At 68.4% G+C, this 19536-nt stretch carries 19 protein-coding genes and 4 pseudogenes; 8 read left to right on the top strand and 15 right to left on the bottom strand.

Annotated elements, in window-relative coordinates:
- A pseudogene (locus SMA5143A_RS44475) lies at positions 1-189 on the top strand (hypothetical protein); the annotation flags it as partial.
- A 193-nt stretch (positions 190-382) separates the two neighbouring features.
- Positions 383-964 carry a hypothetical protein gene (locus SMA5143A_RS41690; protein ID WP_107467987.1) on the top strand — a complete coding sequence of 194 codons (582 nt, stop codon included), beginning with the start codon at positions 383-385 and terminating at the stop codon, positions 962-964.
- Between the two features lie 324 nt (positions 965-1288).
- Here SMA5143A_RS41690 and istA read toward each other — a convergent pair whose 3' ends face one another.
- The 3 genes from istA to SMA5143A_RS43575 are packed head-to-tail and all read right to left on the bottom strand — an operon-like array spanning position 1289 to position 3133.
- The gene (gene istA, locus SMA5143A_RS41685; RefSeq protein WP_258194055.1) at positions 1289-2422 is read right to left on the bottom strand and encodes an IS21 family transposase; all 1134 of its coding nucleotides are present in this window, start codon (positions 2420-2422) and stop codon (positions 1289-1291) included.
- Positions 2423-2468: 46 nt separating this feature from the next.
- Positions 2469-2837 carry a Tn3 family transposase gene (locus SMA5143A_RS43580; RefSeq protein WP_219923660.1) on the bottom strand — a complete coding sequence of 123 codons (369 nt, stop codon included), beginning with the start codon at positions 2835-2837 and terminating at the stop codon, positions 2469-2471.
- Between the two features lie 44 nt (positions 2838-2881).
- A complete protein-coding gene (locus SMA5143A_RS43575; protein ID WP_375136608.1) occupies positions 2882-3133 on the bottom strand; it encodes a Tn3 family transposase in 252 nt (83 codons plus the stop codon).
- Positions 3134-3154: 21 nt separating this feature from the next.
- Here SMA5143A_RS43575 and SMA5143A_RS41675 point away from each other — a divergent pair, with 21 nt between their 5' ends.
- Positions 3155-3511 (top strand): hypothetical protein, encoded by a 357-nt coding sequence (locus SMA5143A_RS41675; protein WP_375136607.1) that lies wholly within the window; start codon positions 3155-3157, stop codon positions 3509-3511.
- 15 nt (positions 3512-3526) lie between these two features.
- Here the strand turns inward: SMA5143A_RS41675 and SMA5143A_RS41670 are convergent, their stop codons facing one another.
- The 3 genes from SMA5143A_RS41670 to SMA5143A_RS42815 form a co-directional block, all read right to left on the bottom strand.
- Positions 3527-4072: an MOSC domain-containing protein gene (locus SMA5143A_RS41670; protein WP_107467989.1), complete on the bottom strand. Its 546-nt coding sequence runs from the start codon at positions 4070-4072 to the stop codon at positions 3527-3529.
- Between the two features lie 832 nt (positions 4073-4904).
- Positions 4905-5108 (bottom strand): cold-shock protein, encoded by a 204-nt coding sequence (locus SMA5143A_RS41665; RefSeq protein WP_107467986.1) that lies wholly within the window; start codon positions 5106-5108, stop codon positions 4905-4907.
- 383 nt (positions 5109-5491) lie between these two features.
- Positions 5492-5905: a hypothetical protein gene (locus SMA5143A_RS42815; RefSeq protein ID WP_146194054.1), complete on the bottom strand. Its 414-nt coding sequence runs from the start codon at positions 5903-5905 to the stop codon at positions 5492-5494.
- A gap of 486 nt (positions 5906-6391) precedes the next feature.
- On the opposite strand from SMA5143A_RS42815, the gene SMA5143A_RS41660 reads away from it, so the two are divergent.
- Complete coding sequence (locus SMA5143A_RS41660; protein WP_308812072.1) at positions 6392-6631, top strand: IclR family transcriptional regulator domain-containing protein; 240 nt, start codon at positions 6392-6394, stop codon at positions 6629-6631.
- Positions 6632-6691: 60 nt separating this feature from the next.
- On the opposite strand, the gene SMA5143A_RS41655 is transcribed toward SMA5143A_RS41660, so the two are convergent.
- The 4 genes from SMA5143A_RS41655 to SMA5143A_RS42810 all read right to left on the bottom strand — a co-directional run bounded on the left by SMA5143A_RS41655 (position 6692) and on the right by SMA5143A_RS42810 (position 11185).
- Positions 6692-7573, bottom strand: a complete 882-nt coding sequence (locus SMA5143A_RS41655) for a PaaX family transcriptional regulator (protein WP_107467985.1) — start codon at positions 7571-7573, stop codon at positions 6692-6694.
- 52 nt (positions 7574-7625) lie between these two features.
- Positions 7626-9038 carry a hypothetical protein gene (locus tag SMA5143A_RS41650; protein ID WP_107467984.1) on the bottom strand — a complete coding sequence of 471 codons (1413 nt, stop codon included), beginning with the start codon at positions 9036-9038 and terminating at the stop codon, positions 7626-7628.
- The gene (locus SMA5143A_RS41645) at positions 9035-10384 is read right to left on the bottom strand and encodes an MFS transporter (protein WP_107467983.1); all 1350 of its coding nucleotides are present in this window, start codon (positions 10382-10384) and stop codon (positions 9035-9037) included. Before SMA5143A_RS41645 ends, SMA5143A_RS41650 begins: the two co-directional genes overlap by 4 nt.
- A gap of 432 nt (positions 10385-10816) precedes the next feature.
- Positions 10817-11185 carry a hypothetical protein gene (locus SMA5143A_RS42810; protein ID WP_146194053.1) on the bottom strand — a complete coding sequence of 123 codons (369 nt, stop codon included), beginning with the start codon at positions 11183-11185 and terminating at the stop codon, positions 10817-10819.
- Positions 11186-11252: 67 nt separating this feature from the next.
- Here SMA5143A_RS42810 and SMA5143A_RS44935 point away from each other — a divergent pair.
- Positions 11253-11672: pseudogene (locus SMA5143A_RS44935) on the top strand (AraC family transcriptional regulator ligand-binding domain-containing protein); the annotation flags it as partial.
- A gap of 134 nt (positions 11673-11806) precedes the next feature.
- Positions 11807-12181: pseudogene (locus SMA5143A_RS44930) on the top strand (hypothetical protein); the annotation flags it as partial.
- Here SMA5143A_RS44930 and SMA5143A_RS41630 read toward each other — a convergent pair.
- From SMA5143A_RS41630 to SMA5143A_RS41620, 3 genes are all read right to left on the bottom strand, one after another.
- Positions 12079-13407: an enolase C-terminal domain-like protein gene (locus SMA5143A_RS41630; protein WP_107467988.1), complete on the bottom strand. Its 1329-nt coding sequence runs from the start codon at positions 13405-13407 to the stop codon at positions 12079-12081. The pseudogene SMA5143A_RS44930 and the gene SMA5143A_RS41630 sit on opposite strands and share 103 nt — an antisense overlap.
- 73 nt (positions 13408-13480) lie before the next feature.
- Entirely contained in the window at positions 13481-14818 is a 1338-nt protein-coding gene (locus tag SMA5143A_RS41625; RefSeq protein ID WP_107467981.1) for a gluconate:H+ symporter, read from the bottom strand.
- Between the two features lie 316 nt (positions 14819-15134).
- Positions 15135-16094, bottom strand: coding sequence for a 5-dehydro-4-deoxyglucarate dehydratase (locus SMA5143A_RS41620; protein WP_107467980.1), 960 nt, complete (start codon positions 16092-16094; stop codon positions 15135-15137).
- Between the two features lie 115 nt (positions 16095-16209).
- On the opposite strand from SMA5143A_RS41620, the gene SMA5143A_RS41615 reads away from it, so the two are divergent.
- A complete protein-coding gene (locus tag SMA5143A_RS41615; RefSeq protein WP_107467979.1) occupies positions 16210-16998 on the top strand; it encodes an IclR family transcriptional regulator in 789 nt (262 codons plus the stop codon).
- 820 nt (positions 16999-17818) lie between these two features.
- Positions 17819-18658 (top strand): annotated as a pseudogene (locus SMA5143A_RS41610) (IS5 family transposase); the annotation flags it as partial.
- 10 nt (positions 18659-18668) lie between these two features.
- Here the strand turns inward: SMA5143A_RS41610 and SMA5143A_RS41605 are convergent.
- Both SMA5143A_RS41605 and SMA5143A_RS41600 read right to left on the bottom strand, forming a co-directional pair.
- On the bottom strand, positions 18669-19061 hold the full coding sequence (locus SMA5143A_RS41605; RefSeq protein WP_107467977.1) for a glyoxalase: 393 nt from the start codon (positions 19059-19061) through the stop codon (positions 18669-18671).
- A gap of 198 nt (positions 19062-19259) precedes the next feature.
- Positions 19260-19536, bottom strand: a 277-nt coding sequence (locus SMA5143A_RS41600; RefSeq protein ID WP_181362282.1) for an integrase core domain-containing protein, incomplete at its 5' end; no start/stop codon positions are given.

Raw genomic sequence — 19536 nt, 5'->3', positions numbered from 1 at the left:
TTGCGCGTTCACCGCGCACCTGATCGAGGCGGGTATCGATGCCCGCTCGGCACCGTCGGCGACGCCCTGGACAACGCGCTCATGGAATCCCGGATCGGCCTCTAAAGGGCTGAGCTGATCAAGCCCTTCAGGCCCTGGCACGGCCTCGCCGACGTCGAACTCCGCACCGCGGAATGGGTCGACTGGTTCGCTCAACACCAGCCTCAACCGGCGGCTGGAGTCAGCGCATAGAGCCTCCACTGATCCCGGAGCGGTTCACGGATCATCCCGGACCTAGCCATTCCGGCGTAATTCCAAGCCGTTGATCTGTGCATTTCTTCTGTGGTGTGCCTTGGGCTTGTAAGCAGATTCCCGTTCCATCCGACTCGAATGGTGAGGGGAAATGTTGAACGGGTTCATGGGAAAGGCGGGCAGGGCGCTGCTGGTGCTTTCGGCTGGGTCCGTCCTGGCTGTGGCGGGGGCGGGTACGGCTCAAGCGGCGTCCGGCACGACGGCGAGCGGCCGGGCTGTCTCGGCGGTGGAGGCGCTGAAGGCCGAACTCGCCGAGCGTGGAACGTCCGCAGCCTCCGCACGTGTGATCTGTTATCGCGCGCATGTGTCCGATGTCGGCTGGCAGTCGGTCCGCTGTGACGGTGAGATGGCTGGGACCACAGGGCAGGGCAGAGCGATCGAGGCTCTTGAGATCGCGGTCGCGGGTGTCGGTGGCGTCTGTGCCAATGCCCACCTGCAGGACGTTGGCTGGCAGGGCAGTCGATGTGCCGGTGACGGCGGACAGATAACCGTGGGTACCACGGGGCAGGGCCGTCGCATGGAAGCGCTGGCCATCTCTGTCGGCTCGGGAAGCGTTGCCGCACGGGCACATGTGCAGGACATCGGCTGGATGACACCGGTGGTGGGCAGCGCGGTAGCCGTCGGTACGGTCGGCCGCGGCCTGAGGCTGGAAGCCATCGCCGTCGACGTCTGAACCAACGGCGACCATCCGTAGGTGCACCATGCGGCCCCGCATGGTGCACCTCACCGAGGCGCTGCTTGTAGTTGTGGCCCGTAGCGGGTGGGTTGTTCCGGTGGTGGATCTGGTGCGCTCCACTGAGCAGGGGCTCGCCAATGATCTGGTGGAGGGCGAGGTTAGCCGCGAGTACTGCGGGGCGTAGGGGCGGGTGGGGCTGGTCGCCGACGGCTCCGTGGTGGCCGAACTTGTGATTGGGCGGTGGGGTGGCGGTGGGTGGGCGTCAGCGGATCGTGGTGTGGATGTCCTGGTAGTGGGTGTGGGGCGGGGTTGTGGTCGCTGTCATGGGTTTCGCTGTTCCTGTGTGAGGGGCTGGCTGGGTTGGGTGGGCTGGGCCGTATGACGGTTCAGGGGGTTTCGGCGGGTGGGGCCGGGGCGGTGCCGGCGGGGGGTGTGTTTGGTGCGAACACTGATCTGGCTGAAGCGGTCCACCCGCAGGCTGAACAGCCGTCCGGTCTCGAAGGAGTCGTCGGGCAACGGCTGCAGCAGTGGCCGTTCGACGGCGAAGTACTCTCTCACTGGCCGTGGCCGGGAGCCGATCCGGCGCCGTTCGTCTTCCTCATCCCACTGCTCGATCATCGCGTTGAGCTCGGCGAGGGAGGCAACTTCTGGGACGGGGACCATGTGGTTGCGGCGGAACAAGCCGATCTGTCCCTCGACCCCGCCCTTCTCGTGGGCTCCCTCGATGCCGGGCCGGCAATGGGCGGCATCGATGCCGTAGTGCGACCGGAACGCGGTCCACCTTTCGTTCTCCGCGCGGGAGCGCGAGCTCAGCACCCGGGAGACCGCAGAGCGGAGGTTGTCGTAGCGGACCTTGCCGGTCGGGACGCCGCCCAGCACGCTGAGAGCGTGGACGTGGCCTTCGAGGAACGTTTCCCGGCCGCAGGCGAAGACGCGGTGCACGGCCTTGCCCGAATACGACAGGCGCATCGCGAACACGAAGCAGGTGACCTGCTCTCCAGCCAGGCGTGCCTTCACGTCGCCGAAGTCCACCTCCGCTTCGGCCCCCGGCCGGTGGGACTGCGGAATGAATGCGTGCACCACCCCGCTGCCAGCCTCGACGGCGATCTGGGGGCGCCGGTCGGCGACGTAGGCCCGGCCCATCGGATAGGTCACCGCTTCCGCCCCGTGCTCGTCGACGAGCCGGTCGAAGATCTGCTTCACCGTATGACGCTGCTTGCGCGGCGCATCCAGATCCGACCGGAGCATCGCGTCGATCAACGGCTTGTAGGCATCCAGGCGGGTCCCGCGCGGCCGCGGCTTCTTTCGGGGCTCCGGCCAGACCGACTCCAGCGCGGCCTTCACCGTGCGGAATCCGACTCCATACTCACGCATCAAGGCCCGGTACGACATCCCTGCCCGGGCGTCACGGCGGATCGCCGCGTACAAGTCGACCTTGGACTTCGGTGGCGCCATCGCAGCCTCATCCCGCAGAGCACGTCCATGCTCCCACCGCAAGCCCTCAAGCGTTGCCAGAACTCACAGACATCGCCCTCCGGCGAAACGAGGCGTTCTCGGCCTTGAGTGACAAGTGGTGTCGGATCCGGTCAACAAAACCATCCTTGTCTTGCCCGGTGAGAGCGTCGTCCTTGCCGTAGTGGAGCACGGTGTTCGCGATGTTCCACTTCTCCACGACCTGGAGCCAGCCGTGGATCTCGCGGCGCAGACCGGGGCTGGCGAGGTAGTCACACGCGAAGATCGTGCGTACGGCGCGGCCGAGTTCTTCGAGGGCCTGGTAGTTGGGGTGTTTGGGGCCGCCGCGGATGAAGCGCCGCAACACCTGCAAGGCCTCGGCGGTGCCGAGCCGGAGCGTGGCGGCGTACTTCACCATCTGGTCGTACTACCGTTCGATCAGCTCCCAGCGGATCGGCCGCGTCAGCGAGGCACCGAGCGCCGGCCAGCCGGGCGGGGAGTCGTCCGGGCGGTACAAGGGATGCTGCCGATGTTCTTCAGCCACGGCAGCAGGCGGAAGTTCAGCAGCTCGGTGAAGGCGAACTCGACCACGCTCGCGCCGTGTGTGTCGACGTACTGGAACTCGATCTCGGCGGCCGTGCAGTGCCGCAGCATCGCGCGGACGGCGGTGCACGGCCCCTGGCCTCCACAGTCACCGCAGGCCAGGCCGGTCACACACCCGACTTCGAGACGGTAATGTCTCGCATCCGCGTGCCCCGAAGCGGTGTGGGCAGGCCACGCACCCGGCCCCTGGTTGTCCTGGCGGACCGCGCGTACTCCTCCCGCGCCATTGGCAACTACCTCCGGCACCGGGGCATCTGCGCGGTCATCCCGCAGCCCTCCGACCAGATCGGCCACCGCCGTCGGCGGGGCCGCCGAGGCGGCCGCCCGCCCGGCTTCGATGCCGAGGCTGACAAGCAGCGCAACACCGTCGGACGGTGCATCAACCGCCTCAAGCAGTGGCGAGGCCTGGACACGCGAACGGACAAGCTCGCGATTGCCTACCAGGCCGCACTCCACTTCGCCGCCATCCTCATCTGGGCACGCCGATGACCACGGAAGAAAAACCTAGACCCGCTCCAGCGGGCGGTGGGGGAGTGGCGGGGGCTCGACCCGGATGGAATCGTCGGGGCGGACGGTCCCTCCACGGCGGACCACAGCCATGACGCCACACTTGAAGATGAACTCGCCGGACAAGGGGTTCATGGCGAAGACCTCACCGAGCAACCCTTTGCGGAAGTCGTTGATCTTCGAGCACGGGTTGCGCAGTCCTGTCACCTCGAGCATCGCCTGCTCCCCGAGATGGAGCAGAGCGCCGGTGGGCAGGCCCAACAGGTCCACCCCGCGCGTGGTGATGTTCTCGCCAAGCTGGCCCGCAGAAACCTTGAAGCCCTTGAGTGCGAGTTCGTCGAAGAGTTCCTCGTGCATCAGGTGGACCTGGCGCAGGTTGGGCAGGTCCGGCTCGTAGGTCATGCGGAACTGGTGGCGGATCGTCTCACCTGCGTGAACGTCTCCCTCCACGCCGAGCCCCGCGAGCAACGTGATGGAATCGCGATTGGGCTTGCTGAACGAGTACACCTCGTTACGGCTCACTGCGGCGACCTGACCAGGCATCACGCCCTCCACCTGTTGTCGTTCTGCGGCCGGTCGATCATAGAGGTGGTGCAACCAGCCTTGTGAGGGAGGGCACGCAGTGAGCGGAACTCATCGGGCGGATGCGTCAGGCCCGGCACCCGACCGGCACCCTCCCGTCACTGAACACCAAGGAGACAGATCCTAGCTCCGTACTTCGCGGGCGCAGCGAAAGATGGATTCCGGTGGTGGCAACGCGCAGGTGTCTGGCCCCGGGACTATGGGCGGCCGTCTCGCCTGCGCTCGCTGCGCCGCAGTGCGCGACGCTGGCTACATACGCTCGCACCCGCGCCCGTGCGCCACATGCGGCCGCCCCCGACCCGTGATCGGCCCGGGCCCGGATGGACGGGGCACGTGTGGCGTGTGCTCCGGCGCCACCGACGCCTATCTGTGCTCGACCTGCGGTTCGGGCCGAGAAACCGAACGTGGTACCCGCTGCGCCCGCTGCGTGTTGCGTGACCGCCTCGCCACCGAAACGCCACACCCGACAGATCCAGCACGGCGAACCCGGCACGGCCGGACAGCACCTCGCTGATCTGCTCCCACAGAACCTCGTCCACGTCCGCGAAGCGCCGGCGGTCCGGAGCCGTGCCCTTCAGAGCCGCCGGCGCCGTCTCCAGCCGGTCCAGCAAGGTGTCGTCCATACCGCCAGCCTGTCGGCCCGCCTGTCCGCCGTACGCCGGGGCATCGAGGGGCCGTAGAAGCGCTATACGGGGGCACGGGCGGTCCAGGCCGGTTGTAGCTCGCGGGCGGGCATGAGTGAGGCGGCTGCCGTACCGGGCAGCCGCCTCACATTCAGTTCTCTCCTGCCCGCTCAGCCGCGGGTGATGTTCTGCGCCTGCGGGCCCTTCTGGCCCTGGCCGATGTCGAAGGTGACGTGCTCGCCCTCCTGCAGTTCGCGGTACCCGTTGCCCTTGATCTCGGAGTAGTGGGCGAAGACATCCGGGCCTCCGCCGTCCTGCTCGATGAAGCCGAAGCCCTTTTCGGCGTTGAACCATTTCACGGTGCCGCTGGCCATGCTGGTCGATCCTTCGTGTCATACCCGGGAACAGCCCTTTCGCCGGGCATGCTCCGGCCCGCGCGTCCTCACGAGCCAACAGCCGTTCTACCCCCAAGCCCGCCGCTTGTCCGGCCGACGACACGACAGGCGAGGCCCGGCCCGCCGTACTACCGGGACGGGCGTCCGGTGTGGACGCCGGGGTTGTCGGTGAGGGCGATGAGGGCGGTGTCCGGTGTCCTGCATCTCCATGAGCCCTTGCCCTGCCGTACCCCGGCTGCGTCAGCGCCCCGATTCTGTCGCCTCGGGATCCTGACGAGGCCGCGCATGCCGGCCTCGCCTTCTCCTTCCGGGAGCAGACGGCCGGGGTGAGGGGCAGGGACACCGCTGCCCCTGGGCCGGGGTCAGTGGTGATGCCTGTCGACTGCCCGGAAGCTGCCGACGAGCGCGAACGGCACCGCGGCTCCATCGAAAACCGCTGTTCCGGGGATTGCGTTGCTGGAGTCTCCGCGACCGATAGTCGCAATTGCCGCACCGTTGTCGCACGTAATCCCGGTGAAGAATTCCACCCTGTTGCCAGTTTCGTTCCGGACGTTGAAGCTGGTCGCCGGACTACTGATTACAGCGATGCACTCACCCCCCTCGACCGAATACGTTCGCTCGTTGACATAGACCCGCCCGCGATCGTCCGAACGGTCGCCGTACCTCGTCCGCCCGTTCCCTCCCGTCTGGCCGTTCCCTCCCGTCTGGCCGTTCCCTCCCGTCTGGCCGTCGCCTCCCGTCTGGCCGTCGCCTCCCGTCTGGCCGTTTCCTCCCATCTCCCCTCCTTGAGGCAAGGAGGCAGCAGCCTCTTGCACCGACGGGGCGGACGCGGAATTGGAAGCCGACGCATAGTCCACGGTGGTTACAGCCACGACGGTGACGCCCACCGACAATGCGATCCCGACCACGGTACGCGTTCGCATTCCGCTTCTCTCTCTCGCAGGCATTTCGCTTCTCCATCTCTCAGGGATGCCAGCCGACCCGGCCGCCTGAGAATGAACCTACTCACGCCGAATCCTGTCGCCACTTCAGAAATCCATGAGGGGCACCAGAAAGGGGCCGATCGGGCGTTCAAGAGTCCGGAACGGGGCATGTGACGCGTCGTCACAAAGCGAGAGTGGAAGCGACTTGGCTCCAAGGCTGGCCCACAAGAGGGCACCACTGACACCCCGTCACACTTCTGCGCGCGTGTCGGGCATTGACTGCTCCGCACGACGACAAGGACGCCACTGTCGGACATCGGGATCTGACCTGGTCAGCGCCTGGTCCTGCGCGCAGACGTCGCCCGCGCCGCCGAACGCGGCTACGCCACGGCCGACGAGGAGCACCACCCCGGCCTGCGCGCCGTGGCCGTCCCGATCCTGCGCCCCGACGGCAGCGTCTTCGCCGCCCTGTCCACCGCGGCGCCCGCCTTCCGCCGCAGCATGGACGACCTGGTCGCCATGGTGCCGCTGCTCCAGGCCGCGGCCTCCGAGCTGGGTGTCCGGTTGCCCGCTCGCTGACGCCCCGTCGGGAGGATGCCCCTCGGGATGCCCTTGTGGGAGGAGGCCCTTGCGGGACGTCTACCGCGACGGTGTGGTCTCCAGCAGTTCGCGGGCCATGCGCCGGGCGGGCGCCGCGGTCTGTTCGGCGATCCGCCGGAAGGTCTCCTGGGCGGGGCGGGCCGGCCAGGCGGGGGGAAGGTGCCGGGCGGGAAGTCTGGGGTCCGTACGGATGGTCCAGAGCCATTCGCTGACCAGTCGCAGCCGGGTGCCGATCGGGTCGTCCCAGGATCCGGTGCCCAGGTGGGCGGTCCAGCGCTTGTCGAAGGTGACGTAACGGGCGGCGATGCTCTCCAGGTCCCAGGTGTCGCGGATCATCAGCTCGATGTCGGTGGTCCGGTCCGCCTGGGCGTGGAAGATCTTGACGTGGTCGGTGAGACCGAGTTCGGAGACGATGCCGGCGACGTCGACCTTCCCGGGTGCGATCCACAGGCCGCTGTACAGCGCGCCGAACCCGGACCAGGTGAGCCGTGAGCGCAGGTCGTGGCGCTGGCGCTTCCAGGAGTCGGGGAGGGAGAAGCCGAGCAGCGTCCAGGCGCCGTCCCAGTCGTCGTTGACGGCGCCCTGCGTCCAGATCCGGGTGCGGCCGTCGTGCAGGACGCGCGTCGCCTGGGGGGTCAGACCGAAGTACATCCTGCGTCCCTCGCGCTGCCGCTGCAGCAGCCCGCGGTTGACCATGCGGGTCAGCGTGGAGCGTACGGCCTGCTCACCGACTCCGACGCGGCCGAGGACGTCGATGATGCTGCCCGAGTAGACGCACAGGTCGCCCTCCTCCTCCAGGACGTGGTTGCCGAAGAAGGCGAGCATGAGCGACTGCGGGCGCGGCTGCGGGCTGTCCAGGGCATCCGGGTTGTTCGGGGCGTCCGCGGTGTCCGGGGTGTCCAGGATGTCGTCGTCTTCCACGGTCGTAAGAGTACGGCCGCCCACTGCCGCTGCCGCGGGCGGCCGTACGGCGTCACTGACCGCCGGCCGGATGGGCGAGGTCGTACGACCGCAGGTACGGGGTGGGGCGGTACGGCACGTAGCGCGCGGGAGTCGTGGGGTCGGCCGCCGCGGCACGGGAGTTGAGGGCCGCCGGGCCGGTGCCGTGCCATATGCCCGTGGTGAGGCGGGCCTCCAGGGTGTGCAGGGCGGCGAGCTGTTCGGCCGGGCTGAAGGTGCAGTGGCCGGCGTTGTCGACGTACGCCTGACGCAGGAGAGGTGCCGAACCGGCGGCGGTGACCGCCCGGCGCAGGGCGCTCTCCGTCTGGACGGGGACGAGGGCGTCGCCGATGGTGTGGACGGAGAGCTGCGGTTTGGTCAGCTTTCCGGTGAACGAGCTGGTGCGGCTCATCCAGTCGACGGCGTCCGGGTCGGCGCCGACGCGGGGTGCGCGGTTCAGGGTGGCCAGGTCGGCGCGCAGGGAGAGGCCGGCCTTCTTGTACAGCTCGGTGACCTCCTTGCGGACGGAGGACCGGCCGAGCAGCTTCGCGTAGTCGACTCCGGTGTTCCAGGACATGTTGCCGCCCGCGCGGACCTCGGCCTCCTGCCTGCGGTGGAAGGCGGCGATCTGCAGCAGGCCCTTGACGGCCTGGTACTGGTTGGCCTGCTGTGCGTCCCAGTCGTCCGCGACGGGCCGTACTTGCGTCGGCTGGTTCCAGACCGGGATGTTGTGCAGGGCCGCGGCCAGGGCGATCCGGGCCCGGCCGGCGGCCGTCGACTGCGCCGAGTCCACCTCGGCCGTCAGGGCGTTCGCCGCGCTGGTGGCGGCTGCCTGGTCCGGCAGCCCCGTCAGGGGGATGTCGGAGTCGGGCGCGAGGAGCGTCTTGAGGGCGAAGACAGGGTCGAGGGTGTTGTTCCAGTTGGCGACTCCGCCCTGGACGAGGCCGCACAAGGACAGCGAACCGTCGATACGGCCGGCGTTGCGCTCGGCGATGGCGGTGGTGACCAGTCCGCCGTACGACCTGCCCCAGGCGATGGTGCGACGGGCCTCGCCGAAGCGGTCGGTGAAGACGGAGAGGGTGGCGAGCTGGTCGGGCACCGCGTCCGTCACCGCCCAGCCCGTGGTGGCGTACGACGAGCCGATGAGCGCGTAGCCCTTCTCCAGGAGGAGGGCCTTCGTGGCGGCGTCGGGGGCGTTCTGGGCGGGGTTGGGCCGGCCGGCCGGGGTGTAGCCGTGGCTGAAGAGCAGGACGGTGCCGTTCCATTCGGCGGGCACGTCCATCATGTACGTCGCGCCTGACGGGAGTTGGCCCTCGATGTGACTCGTGGTGTCGGCTGCTGTCGCGGTCGAGGTGGGCAGAGCGGTGACGGCGAGCAGGAGCGCCGCGGCGCAGGCGGCGCGACGAGCGGTGCGGGGGCGGGTGGGGGTGGGCGTGGGGGGCGTCATGCGGGGATCTCTTCCGTGTGGGGGGTGGTGCGCTCGGTGGCTTCGGTGAGGGATGTCCGGCTGGTCTCGCGTACGAAGAACACGGTCAGCGCGGTGACGGCGGCGCCGCCGCACAGCAGCAGGGCGACGGGGGTGCCGTTTCCGCTGCCGGCCACCAGGCTTCCGGCGATCATCGGGGAGAAGCCGGCCCCGATGAGGGTGGCACCCTGGTAGCCGAGGGAGGCGCCGGTGTAGCGGACCCGGGTGCCGAACATCTCGGTGAGCAGGGCGCCCAGCGGGCCGTACATCACAGACTGGGCGATGCCGTGGCCCAGGACGACGGCGAGGATCAGGAGTCCGGGTGACTTCGAGTCGACCAGCGCCAGCACGGGGAACGCGAGCGCCGCCGAGAGGATCGCACCGGCGAGGACGACCGGGCGGCGGCCGATCCGGTCGGACAGCGCGGAGGCGCAGGGCAGCACGACCAGGGCGACGCAGGCGGAGATCGTGAGCGCGGTGAGCACCTGCGGGCGGGCGTAGCCGATACCGGTTGCATACGCGATCATGTAGCTGGTCAGCAGGGACTGGGCGGTGAAGGCGCCGATGCCGACACAGCAGGCCAGCAGCAGGGGACGCGGGCGTCGCAGCACGTCGAGGATCGGCAGCCGTGACTCGGCGCGGTCCTTCTTCACCTCGGCGAACAGCGGGCTTTCGACGACCTTGAGCCGTACGAAGAGTCCGACGCCGAGCAGTACGACGCTGAGCAGGAACGGTACGCGCCAGCCCCAAGCCGTGAACTGGTCCCTGGGCATGGCGACCACGAGGGTGACGACCAGCGAGGACAGCAGGGAGCCGAGCGGGGCCCCCATCTGCGTGAAGCTCGACCACAGACCGCGGTGCCGCTCCCCGGCGTGCTCCACGACCATCAGGGTGGCACCGCCCCATTCACCGCCGATGGCGATGCCCTGGAGGACGCGCAGGGCGATCAGCAGGACCGGCGCCCAGACGCCGATCGCGTCGTACGTGGGCAGCAGGCCGATGAGGAAGCTGGCGCCGCCCATCAGGCCCATGGTGAGCAGCAGCATCGACTTGCGGCCGAGCCGGTCGCCGAAGTGCCCGAAGACGATGCCCCCGAGGGGCCTGGCGACATAGCCGGCGGCGAAGGTGCCGAACGCGGCGATCGTGCCGACGGCGGGGGCGGCGCCTGGGAAGAACAGTTCACCGAAGACGAGGGCGGCGACCGTGCCGTAGACGAGGAAGTCGTAGAACTCCACGGCGGTGCCGAGCAGCCCGGAGAGCGCGACTCGGCGCAGTTGGCGGCTCCGTTCGGAGTCCGTGGACGGTGATGCGAGGGGGGACGGGGGCATCGCTGTCTCCCTTGAGCGGGGGGAAGGACCCTCGCGAACTTAGGCGCTTGACCAACCATCGTCAATAAAGTGCACAACATTGACAGGTGGGAGACATGTGGGGGCCCGGGGGCGGTGCGGATGTCCTGGGGCGCCTGCCCGAGCGCCAGTACGACGTGGTCGTGCTGCACTACGTCTGGGCTGTTCCTCGCAGCAGGTCGCCAACATCATGGGCATCAAGCTGGACACCGTCCGCGGGCACCGGCGTTCGGCTCGTGAACGCATTGCCAACAAGCTCTGTCTGGACATCCCGGCTGGCGACGAGGAGAAGGAGTAACACCGTGCCGCGCAGCATCTACGACATCTTGGCGCAGGCAGCCCTGCCCGACGCATTCACCGACGCGGACGTCGCCGACCTGAAGCAGGAAGTCGTACGCGAGGTCACCGCCACCCTCATGTTCGGCACCGGCCAGCCCCCGAGGGACGCTTCCCGACCATGCTGGAGCGCGCCGACAAAGCCCCCAGGCCCTGGCCGCTGAACCCCTCTACAGCGACGACGCTGCCGCACACCTGGCGAAATTCGCTGAAGCGCCCGCCGACGGCGACGGCGCCCTGCACTTCGCCTGCCTGCTCAGCCTCGCCGACGCCTGCGACGGCGCCCAGTGGTGGTGGCAGTTCGCCGTCGGCGCCGGAAACGCCACCACCGCCTACTGCCTCCACCTGTTCCACCTCGGACGCGGCGCGCTTCGCGACGCCGACCACTGGGCCGACCAGGCCATCACCCTGGACACCGACATCCACTTCACCCGCTTCTCCCGCCACCGCACACCCACCCTCGGTCACACAGCCCCAACTCGATCCTGGGCGACGCGCACGTCATGCTGGGTCCGTGTCACTGGTCCGGTCGGCAGGTCTGCAGCAGTTCCGGCATTGCGTAGAGGAGCTGGGCGGAGACGCGGAGGCGTATGCACGGCGGGCGGGGCTGCCCGTCGAGGCGCTCGACACCGACGAGCTGCTCGTGGAGGACCAGGCCCTGGCTCTGGTTCTTGAGCATGCGGCTGTCGATCTGGACTGTCCGGATCTTGGGATGCGGGTGGGCGAGGCGCAGGACTTCCGGATGCTGGGCCCGCTGTCGGTGGCGATCCAGCACTCTCCCTCGGTCGCCGACGCACTGGAGTGCACCTCCCGCTATCTGTTCGTCCACGCCCGCGATCTCAGTGTCTCGCTGATCGACGACCCGGACGGCACTCGTGGGGTCGTGGGCCTGCGGTATGCCTTCGACACTGGCGTGCGGCCGCTACCGCAGGCCACGGACACGACTGTGATGTTCGTGCACCGCGCCGTGCAGTTCCTGGTTGGCGGACCTTATGGGCTTGGCAACTCGCCGCGGAAGGAAAGTCGTACGCATCCCTCCTCGACAGGGTACGGCGGGCGCGGGCGCGCCTCTACCTCACGACGACGGACATGCCGCTCGCCCAGATCAGCAACCTCGTCGGCTTCCCCGAGCAGGCCGTGCTCACCCGGTGTGCCCGGCAGTGGTGGGGCCGGACGCCGAGCGCCCTGCGGCGCGAGGCCAGGGCAGGGCAGGGCGCTGAGCGGTCAGCGGGACGGGGAGGGAACCGCGACCACGGCGATGTCGTCCTCATGCAGGCTGCCGGCCACCACCGTCCCCTGGTGTTCGGCCACGCTGGTCACATAGGCCCTCAAACAGTCGTCTACCGCACCAGGCAGGGACGCTTACCGTCGAACTCCCAGTCAGGGATCAGGTATTGCATGGTGACGGCATCATCGCGTGCCCCCAAAGCCTTCTCCCGGTAGAGCTCATGGGCCGCGAGGAGCCGGTCCATGTCGAGGCGGACGCCCAACCCCGGGCCGTCCGGGACGGCGATCTCACCACCGACGATGCGCGGCGGGTCGGTGGTGAGCCGTTCCAGTCCCTCCTGCCAGATCCAGTGTGTGTCCAGGGCGTTGTACTCGCCCGGGGCCGCGGCGCCGCAGTGGGTCACCATGGCCAGGGAGATGTCGAAGTGGTTGTTGGAGTGGCAGCCCCAGGTCAGGCCCATCGCGTTGCACAGCTGCGCTACGCGCACGGAGCCCTGCATGGTCCAGAAGTGCGGGTCGGCCAGCGGGATGGAAACCGACTGGAGGGCCAGGGTGTGGGCCATTTGGCGCCAGTCGGTGGCGATCATGTTGGTCGCGGTGGGAAGGCCGGTGGCGCGCCGGAACTCGGCGAGGATCTCCCGTCCGGAGTAGCCGCCTTCGGCTCCGCAGGGGTCCTCGGCGTAGGCGAGCGTGCCGACCAGGGGCCGGCACAGCTCGATGGCCTCGCGCAGTGACCACGCGCCGTTCGGGTCGAGGGTGATCCGGGCCTCGGGGAAGCGGTTTTTGAGGGCGCGTACGGCCCTGACCTCCTCGGCACCCTCCAGGACACCTCCCTTGAGCTTGAAGTCGCGGAAGCCGTAGAGGTCGTAAACTGCCTCAGCCTGACGGACGATCGCTTCGGGCGACAGGGCCTCCTCGTGCCGGACCCGGTACCACTCCACCGGGGAGTCGGGTTCGCGAACGTACTCCAGGTCGGTCCGGTCCGGGTCGCCGACGTAGAAGAGATAGCCCAGCACCCGCACCGAATCCCGCTGTTGGCCGTCGCCCAGGAGCGCCGCGACGGGCACGTCGAGGTGCTGCCCGAGGAGGTCGAGCAGCGCCGACTCGACAGCGGTGACCGTGTGGACAGTGGTCCGCAGGTCGAAGGTCTGGGCGCCCCGTCCGCCAGCGTCGCGGTCGGCGAACCGGTCGCCGATCTCGCGCAGGACGCGCTTGTAGTCGCCCACCTTCGCCCCGACGATCAGCGACTCGGCGTCACGCAGCGTCTGCGTGATCTTCTCCCCGCCGGGCACCTCCCCCAGCCCGGTACGTCCCTCGGAGTCGGTGAGGACGACGACGTTGCGGGTGAAGTAGGGGCCGTGCGCGCCGGAGAGGTTCAGCTCCATGCTGTCCCGGCCGGCGACCGGGTAGACGGAGAACGCCGTGACGGTCGGCTGTCCGATGCTCATCGGGTGCCCTTCTGCTGTGAGGTGGTGCGGGGGGATCGGAGGTTCCGGGGACGGGAGGTTTGCGAGTTCACACGTTGAGGACGTCGAGGGCCCACTCGGCCACCAGGACGCCGCCCAGACCGAGGACGGCGAGCACCGTCGTATAGGTGGTACGGACCTTGATCGCCTCGATGACGGAAAGGTTGAAGTACTCCTTGAACAGCCAGAATCCCGGGTCGTTGACATGGGAGCACGCGATGGAACCGCAGGCGACGGCAAGCACCATCATCTCCGGGTGGACCCCGCTGCCCGCCAGGAGCGGCAGCACCACGCCGGAGGCCGTGACGACGGCGACCGTCGCCGAGCCGAGCGCGATGCGGAGGATGACGGCGACGAGCCAGGCGAGGACGATCGGCGAGATGGACCAGCCTTCCGTCGCGTCCTTGATGTAGTCGGAGATCCCGCCTTCGACGAGGACGTTCTTGAAGGCGCCGCCGGCGCCGATCACCAGGAGGATCATCGCCATCGCCTGGGCAGCCGATGTACAGGAGGCGCCGACGTCGTTCAGGCTCCGGCCGATCCGCGGTCCGAACGCCCAGACCGCCAGGCACAGGGTCAGCAGAAGCGCGATCGGCGCCGAACCGATGAAGGTGACGAAGTGCAGGAACGGGCTCTCGGCGGAGGTGGCCATGTCGGTCACGGCGGCGGCCACGATCAGCGCCACGGGGAAAAGCGCCACGAACAGTGACCAGCCCAGCCCGGGCATCTCCTCGTCGGTGAACTCGCTCTCGCTGACCAGGCCCTTGGGGATGGACGGGGCCATGGCCTTGATGAACGGAAGGCGAGGCCAGGTCAGGGCGATGAGCGCACCGGCAGGAACGGCGAGGAACAAACCGTAGAACAGGGTCAGTCCGACGGAGGCGTGGAAGGCCGCGGCGACAGCGGTGGGGCCGGGGTGCGGTGGCAGGAAGCTGTGCATGGTGGACAGGGCGATCGACATCGGCAGGCCGACCCACAGCAGTTTCGCCCCGGTGACCCTGACCAGGGTGAACGCGATGGGCACGATGATGATGAAGGCGACCTCGTAGAACATGGTCACGCCGATCAGCATGGACGTGACCACCATGGCCACCTGCACCCACCGTGGGCCGAAGGTGTCGAGGAGCTTGCCGGCTATGCGCTGTGCAGCGCCGGAGTCCCCCATGACGCGGCCGACCATGGCGCCGAGTCCGATGGTGAGCATGGTGTCGCCGATCTGGCCCCCGATGCCTTCGGAGAGGACGTCCGGGATGGTCGCGACCGGGACTCCCCGCACCAAGGCGACGCCGACCGCCACGAGCAGGAGGGCCGCGAAGCCGTTGACTCTCAGCCTGGTCATGAGGAGAAGCAGAATCAGAACACTGATCCCGACTACGAGGAGAGGCATGGCAGTTCCCCTTTGAACTGATGAGCGAGCAGTCGGAGGCTCCGTCGGCTCTGCGTACGGTCCGATCGGTGTAGGCGTGATCGGCCGCACGCACGGAGGAGCGGTAGGGCGCTGACGCGTGGCACTGCGGGTGATGCGGGCGGCGCGGTTGGGCGGCGGCTGTTGCCGTTCCGGCCCATGGGGGAGCGAGGGGAGACAGCTGGATTGCGGCCCGGGGCTGCTTTGAGCCCGGCTCCGGTCCAGGCCGTGGGTCACCTGGCGGGCACGGCGGGTGCCCGCGGGTTGGTCGGGCGGGCACGACGGGCGCCCGGGTTCGTCAAGCGGATCGTCGTACGGCTCCGACCAGGCTCAGGCCGTGGTCCAGCACCTTCTCCAGGTCTGCGAGGTCGATCGGGCCGGGGTCGGTGAGCGGGGCGCGCACCGGGCCGACCGGGAGGCCACGCAGCCGGGCGGCGGCCTTGACCAGGGAGACGGCGTAGCCCGGCACCCGGTCGCGCAACTCGACCAGCGGGACGTAGAACTCGCGCAGGAGCTTGGTCACGCCCGCGTCGTCCCCGTCCCGCAGAGCGGCGAAGAAGGCGTTCGCGATCTCTGGCGCGAAGGCGTGGACCGCGGACGAGTAGGCGGGGACGCCGACAGCGGCGTACGCGCGGGCCTGGATCTCGGCAGTGGCGGCGCCGTTGAAGAAGAGGAAGCCGTCGGGCGCGGCGAGCGTGAGGCGCTGGAGCCGGTCGAGGTCGCTGTGCCCGTCCTTCAGGCCGACGACGGTGGGGATCGACGCGATCCGGCGCAGGCCGTCAGCGGTGAAGGCGACCTGGCCACGCTGGTACGCGATGAGTGGCAGCCGGGTGCCGGCGGCGATCCGGCGCAGCTGCTCCACCAGACCGTCCTGCGGGGCCCCGACAAGGTAGTGCGGCAGTACCAGCGCGGCGTCCGCACCGGCTTCCTCCGCGATACGTGCGAACCGCAGCGCCTGCGCCCAGCCGTAGCCGATGCCCGCGACCACCGGCAACCGCCCGTCCGCGACCTCGACCGTGGTCCGCACCACCGCCCGGTACTCGTCCTCGTCCAACGAGAAGAACTCTCCGGTCCCGCAGGCCGGGAACACCGCGCCAGGTGCGGTGGCCAACCGGTCGGCCAGATACGCCCGGTACGCGTTCAGGTCGAGGCCGCCGTCCTCCCCGAAGCTCGTGAGGGGGAAGGACAGCACCCCGCTCGCCATTCCGTCACGGAGCCGCTGGGCGACCTCTGCGGCCTCCGGGCTGATCCCTGCCATGAATCCCATCCCTGTATGCAGATGCTGTCTATGTATGCAGATGGAGGTTAGGTTGGTGAACGGGATGGGTCAATGGGTGTGCAGACACGGATGGACGCGCCTTTACGATGGGCGCATGTCGGAGGGGAGAGGCGTCCGCGGCGTGAAGTCAGCGGCCCGGACCGTCGCGCTGCTGGAACTGCTCGCCGGGCGGGGCGAGCAGCCCTCGCGCCTGGACGAGCTCGCGGAGGACCTGGGCGTGCCACGCAGCAGCATGTACCAGCTGCTCCGGACGCTCGTCGATTGCGGCTGGGTCCGCACCGACGCCACCGGCTCCCTCTACGGCATCGGGATCCGCGCGCTGCTCACCGGCACCAGCTACCTCGACGGCGACCGGCGCATCCGTGCGGTCCGCCCGTACCTCGACGAGGCGTCGGACGCGCTGGGCGAGACGATCCACATGGCACGGCTCGACGGCCCGGATGTCGTCTACCTCGCCACCCGGGAGTCCCACGAGTACCTGCGCACCATCAGCCGGGTCGGCCGCCGCGTCCCGGCCCACGCCGGAGCCCTCGGCAAGGCACTGCTCGCCGAGCGCGCCGACGACGAACTGCCTTTCGCGGACAGCCCATTGACCGCCCTCACGGAGAACACGCACACCGACCGTGCCGCACTGCTCGCCGACCTGGCCCGGGTGCGCGAGCGCGGCTACTCCATCGACCGCGAAGAGACGGTGACCGGTATCGCCGGCTTCGGCTTCGCCCTGAGGTACGACACACCGGCCACCGACGCCATCAGTTGCTCGGTTCCGGTGGCCCGGCTGACCCGGGAACACGAGGTCCACATCGTCTCCGTGATGCGGGAGACACGAGCGAAGATCGAAACTCACCTCCCGCCCGTCTCAGGGGTACCCGACTGGTGCTGAGGCTGCGAGTACGCCCGGTCCGCGCCCCTCGCCCGAACCACGCTGCTCGACGCCGCAACCGGCCGCACAGAGCGCACCATCATCAAGCCGAGGGCCAAGAGCACCGCTGTCCCTCCCGTTCAGCCCGGACGGCCACACCCTGGCAACAGCAAGCGGAAGTAACGGCTGTGTGAAGACCTGGGGAGTGCACCGGCCGCCGACTCCAGGACAGCTACCGAGTTGGCGCTGATGTGGCGGTACGGGAAGTGTCGGCCAGGGCGGCGAACTGCTCCTCGAAGGGGAGCAGTTCCAGGGCTCCGTCGATTCCCCCTGAGTTCAGGAGCATCAGGTCCAGCGCATCGGACAGGCATCGCCCTCGGTCGCATTCTGAGCAAGCTGGTGTACCTGGGGCTGGCCAACTTGTCGGATCGCCACAAGCGGGGGCCACCAGGCGCTAGCCTCGCGTTTTCAGAGGTGGCCTGTCCGAAGGCTGATCAATGACGCGGAAGCTGCCTCTGAGCTGCATCGATAGGACTTGCGCTGACGCGTGACCGCAGCCCGTCCGCACCATCAGAGCAGCACCCCGTCGGCAATGATCACGCGGTTGTTTCCGCAAGGCATTTCCTGCAGCCCATCTCGTACGGCGTTACGGAGAAAGAGGGCATCTGGTCTAGGTAGTTGGTGTCTGGGATGTTTTTGTGACTGGTGTCGGTGGCGGTCGTTGGATGAGGCGTGAGTGCTCGTCGTCCGTACCGCAGTGACGTGTCCGACGCCCGCTGGGCCTTGATCGAACCGATTCCATGGCCGCCGGGCGGAGCCCACCGGCCGTGGTCGACGCGCAGTTCGTCGCCGCCGCTACCCGTCCGACACCTCCGTCGCCGAATGGGCACTGCTCGAACCTCTGCTGCCCATCCCGGCCTGCCAGACCAAGACCGGCGGACATCCGGAAAAGTGGCCGCGGCGGGAGATCGTTGACGGCATCCGCTACATCGTTGACAACGGTGCGAAGTGGCGGGCTCTGCCTGCAGATTTTCCACCCTGGGAGACGGTTTACGCGTTCTTCTGGAGGTGGAACCGGGCCGGGGTCGTCACCTACATCCGTGACCAGCTCCGCCGACGGATCCGTACCGGAAAGGGCCGCTGCCCGCACCCAGTGACGCTGATCGTCGACTCCCAATCGGTCAAGGGAGCCTCCACCGTCGGCAGGAACATCCGCGGCTACGACGCAGCGAAGCAAATCAACGGTCGCAAGCGACATATCACCATGGACACACTTGGCCTGCCCGTGATGATCACGGTGACGCCCGCCGACATCCAGGACCGCGACGCCGCCCGCGACGTCTTCTGGCGCCTGCGCCTCACCCAGCCGCAGATCACCCAGGTCTGGGCCGACCGCGGCTACGCCGGCGAACTCGTGGACTGGGCCCGCGACCGCCTCTGGCTCACCCTGCGCATCGTCTCCCGGCCCAAAGGCGTCAAGGGCTTCGTCGTCCTGCCCCGCCGCTGGAAAGTCGAGCGCACGATCGGCTGGTGCATGAACGCCCGCCGCAACGCACGCGACTACGAACGCCTTCCCCAGCACTCCGAAGCCCACCTGCACTGGGCACTCATCACGATGATGACCCGACGCCTCACCCGCAAAAGCCCCCGCACCAGCCACTGGACGAAGAAGACGCCCTGATCGTGCGACGTCAGCAATCGCGGACAGGTTCAAGGAACTCGAGCCGACTGCCTAGCTTGTCGAACACATAGAAGCGATCGTGGCCAGGAAAGTTGTCATCCCAGGTGACGCTCACTCCTTTGTCTTCCAACCGCTTGGCGAGCGCCTGGAGCGAGGTCACAAGGATCCCCGGATGCGCCTTCCTGTTCGGGCGGAAGTCCTCTTCAACCCCCAAGTGAACCTCCAGGCCACCACCTCGGAACCAGCACCCACCACGAGCCGCCAGCACCGGCGGCTTCTCGAGCTCTGTCATGCCGAGAACGTCTCCCCAGAACTCGCGGCAGATGTCCTCAGCGCCTGGAGGGATCGCAAGCTGCACGTGATGCAGGCCGTCCAAGGAGTATCCGAGCGTTCCCGAAGCCACAACTTCTCCTCTACCAAGGAACCTTGACGTCAAGATAATGAGAGCTGAGCGGTCCTGGCAAGGGCGCGGACTCGGCAGAGGGCCGCGGCAAGTTGAAAAGACGACGTTCAGAAACACCTACTCAGCTTGTTCTTTATCTACGGGCTCGGGTCGATGTCGCGAGAGCCAGGATGAACCGCTCCGGGATTGGTGGAGGCTCTATGCGTTGACTCCAGCCGCCGGTTGGGGCCGGTATTGAGCGTAGTGGTTGGTCTCGTACTCGTGGGGCGGGATGTCGCCGGCCGCGCTGTGGAGCCGTTGGTTGTTGAACCAGTCGACCCATTCCGCGGTGGCGAGTTCGACGTCGGCGAGGCCGTGCCAGGGCTTGCTGGGCTTGATCAGCTCCGTTTTGTAGAGGCCGATCTGGGATTCCATGAGCGCGTTGTCCAGGGCGTCGCCGACGGTGCCGATCGAGGCGTCGATGCCGGCATCGATC

Origin of the sequence: Streptomyces sp. MA5143a (genome assembly GCF_900290235.1) — a bacterium.
Taxonomy (GTDB): Bacteria; Actinomycetota; Actinomycetes; order Streptomycetales; family Streptomycetaceae; genus Streptomyces.
This window is presented reverse-complemented; position numbering and strand designations above follow the sequence as displayed.

What these genes read in the sequence shown, in the direction of transcription:
- SMA5143A_RS41665 (WP_107467986.1), bottom strand. Translation starts at nt 5,108, where the DNA reads ATGGCCAGCGGCACCGTGAAATGGTTCAACGCCGAAAAGGGCTTCGGC.
- istA (WP_258194055.1), bottom strand. Translation starts at nt 2,422, where the DNA reads ATGGCGCCACCGAAGTCCAAGGTCGACTTGTACGCGGCGATCCGCCGT.
- SMA5143A_RS41675 (WP_375136607.1), top strand. Translation starts at nt 3,155, where the DNA reads ATGTCTCGCATCCGCGTGCCCCGAAGCGGTGTGGGCAGGCCACGCACC.
- SMA5143A_RS41615 (WP_107467979.1), top strand. Translation starts at nt 16,210, where the DNA reads ATGTCGGAGGGGAGAGGCGTCCGCGGCGTGAAGTCAGCGGCCCGGACC.
- SMA5143A_RS41690 (WP_107467987.1), top strand. Translation starts at nt 383, where the DNA reads ATGTTGAACGGGTTCATGGGAAAGGCGGGCAGGGCGCTGCTGGTGCTT.
- SMA5143A_RS41620 (WP_107467980.1), bottom strand. Translation starts at nt 16,094, where the DNA reads ATGGCAGGGATCAGCCCGGAGGCCGCAGAGGTCGCCCAGCGGCTCCGT.
- SMA5143A_RS41645 (WP_107467983.1), bottom strand. Translation starts at nt 10,384, where the DNA reads ATGCCCCCGTCCCCCCTCGCATCACCGTCCACGGACTCCGAACGGAGC.
- SMA5143A_RS43580 (WP_219923660.1), bottom strand. Translation starts at nt 2,837, where the DNA reads ATGGTGAAGTACGCCGCCACGCTCCGGCTCGGCACCGCCGAGGCCTTG.
- SMA5143A_RS41670 (WP_107467989.1), bottom strand. Translation starts at nt 4,072, where the DNA reads ATGCCTGGTCAGGTCGCCGCAGTGAGCCGTAACGAGGTGTACTCGTTC.
- SMA5143A_RS41625 (WP_107467981.1), bottom strand. Translation starts at nt 14,818, where the DNA reads ATGCCTCTCCTCGTAGTCGGGATCAGTGTTCTGATTCTGCTTCTCCTC.
- SMA5143A_RS42815 (WP_146194054.1), bottom strand. Translation starts at nt 5,905, where the DNA reads ATGGGAGGAAACGGCCAGACGGGAGGCGACGGCCAGACGGGAGGCGAC.
- SMA5143A_RS41650 (WP_107467984.1), bottom strand. Translation starts at nt 9,038, where the DNA reads ATGACGCCCCCCACGCCCACCCCCACCCGCCCCCGCACCGCTCGTCGC.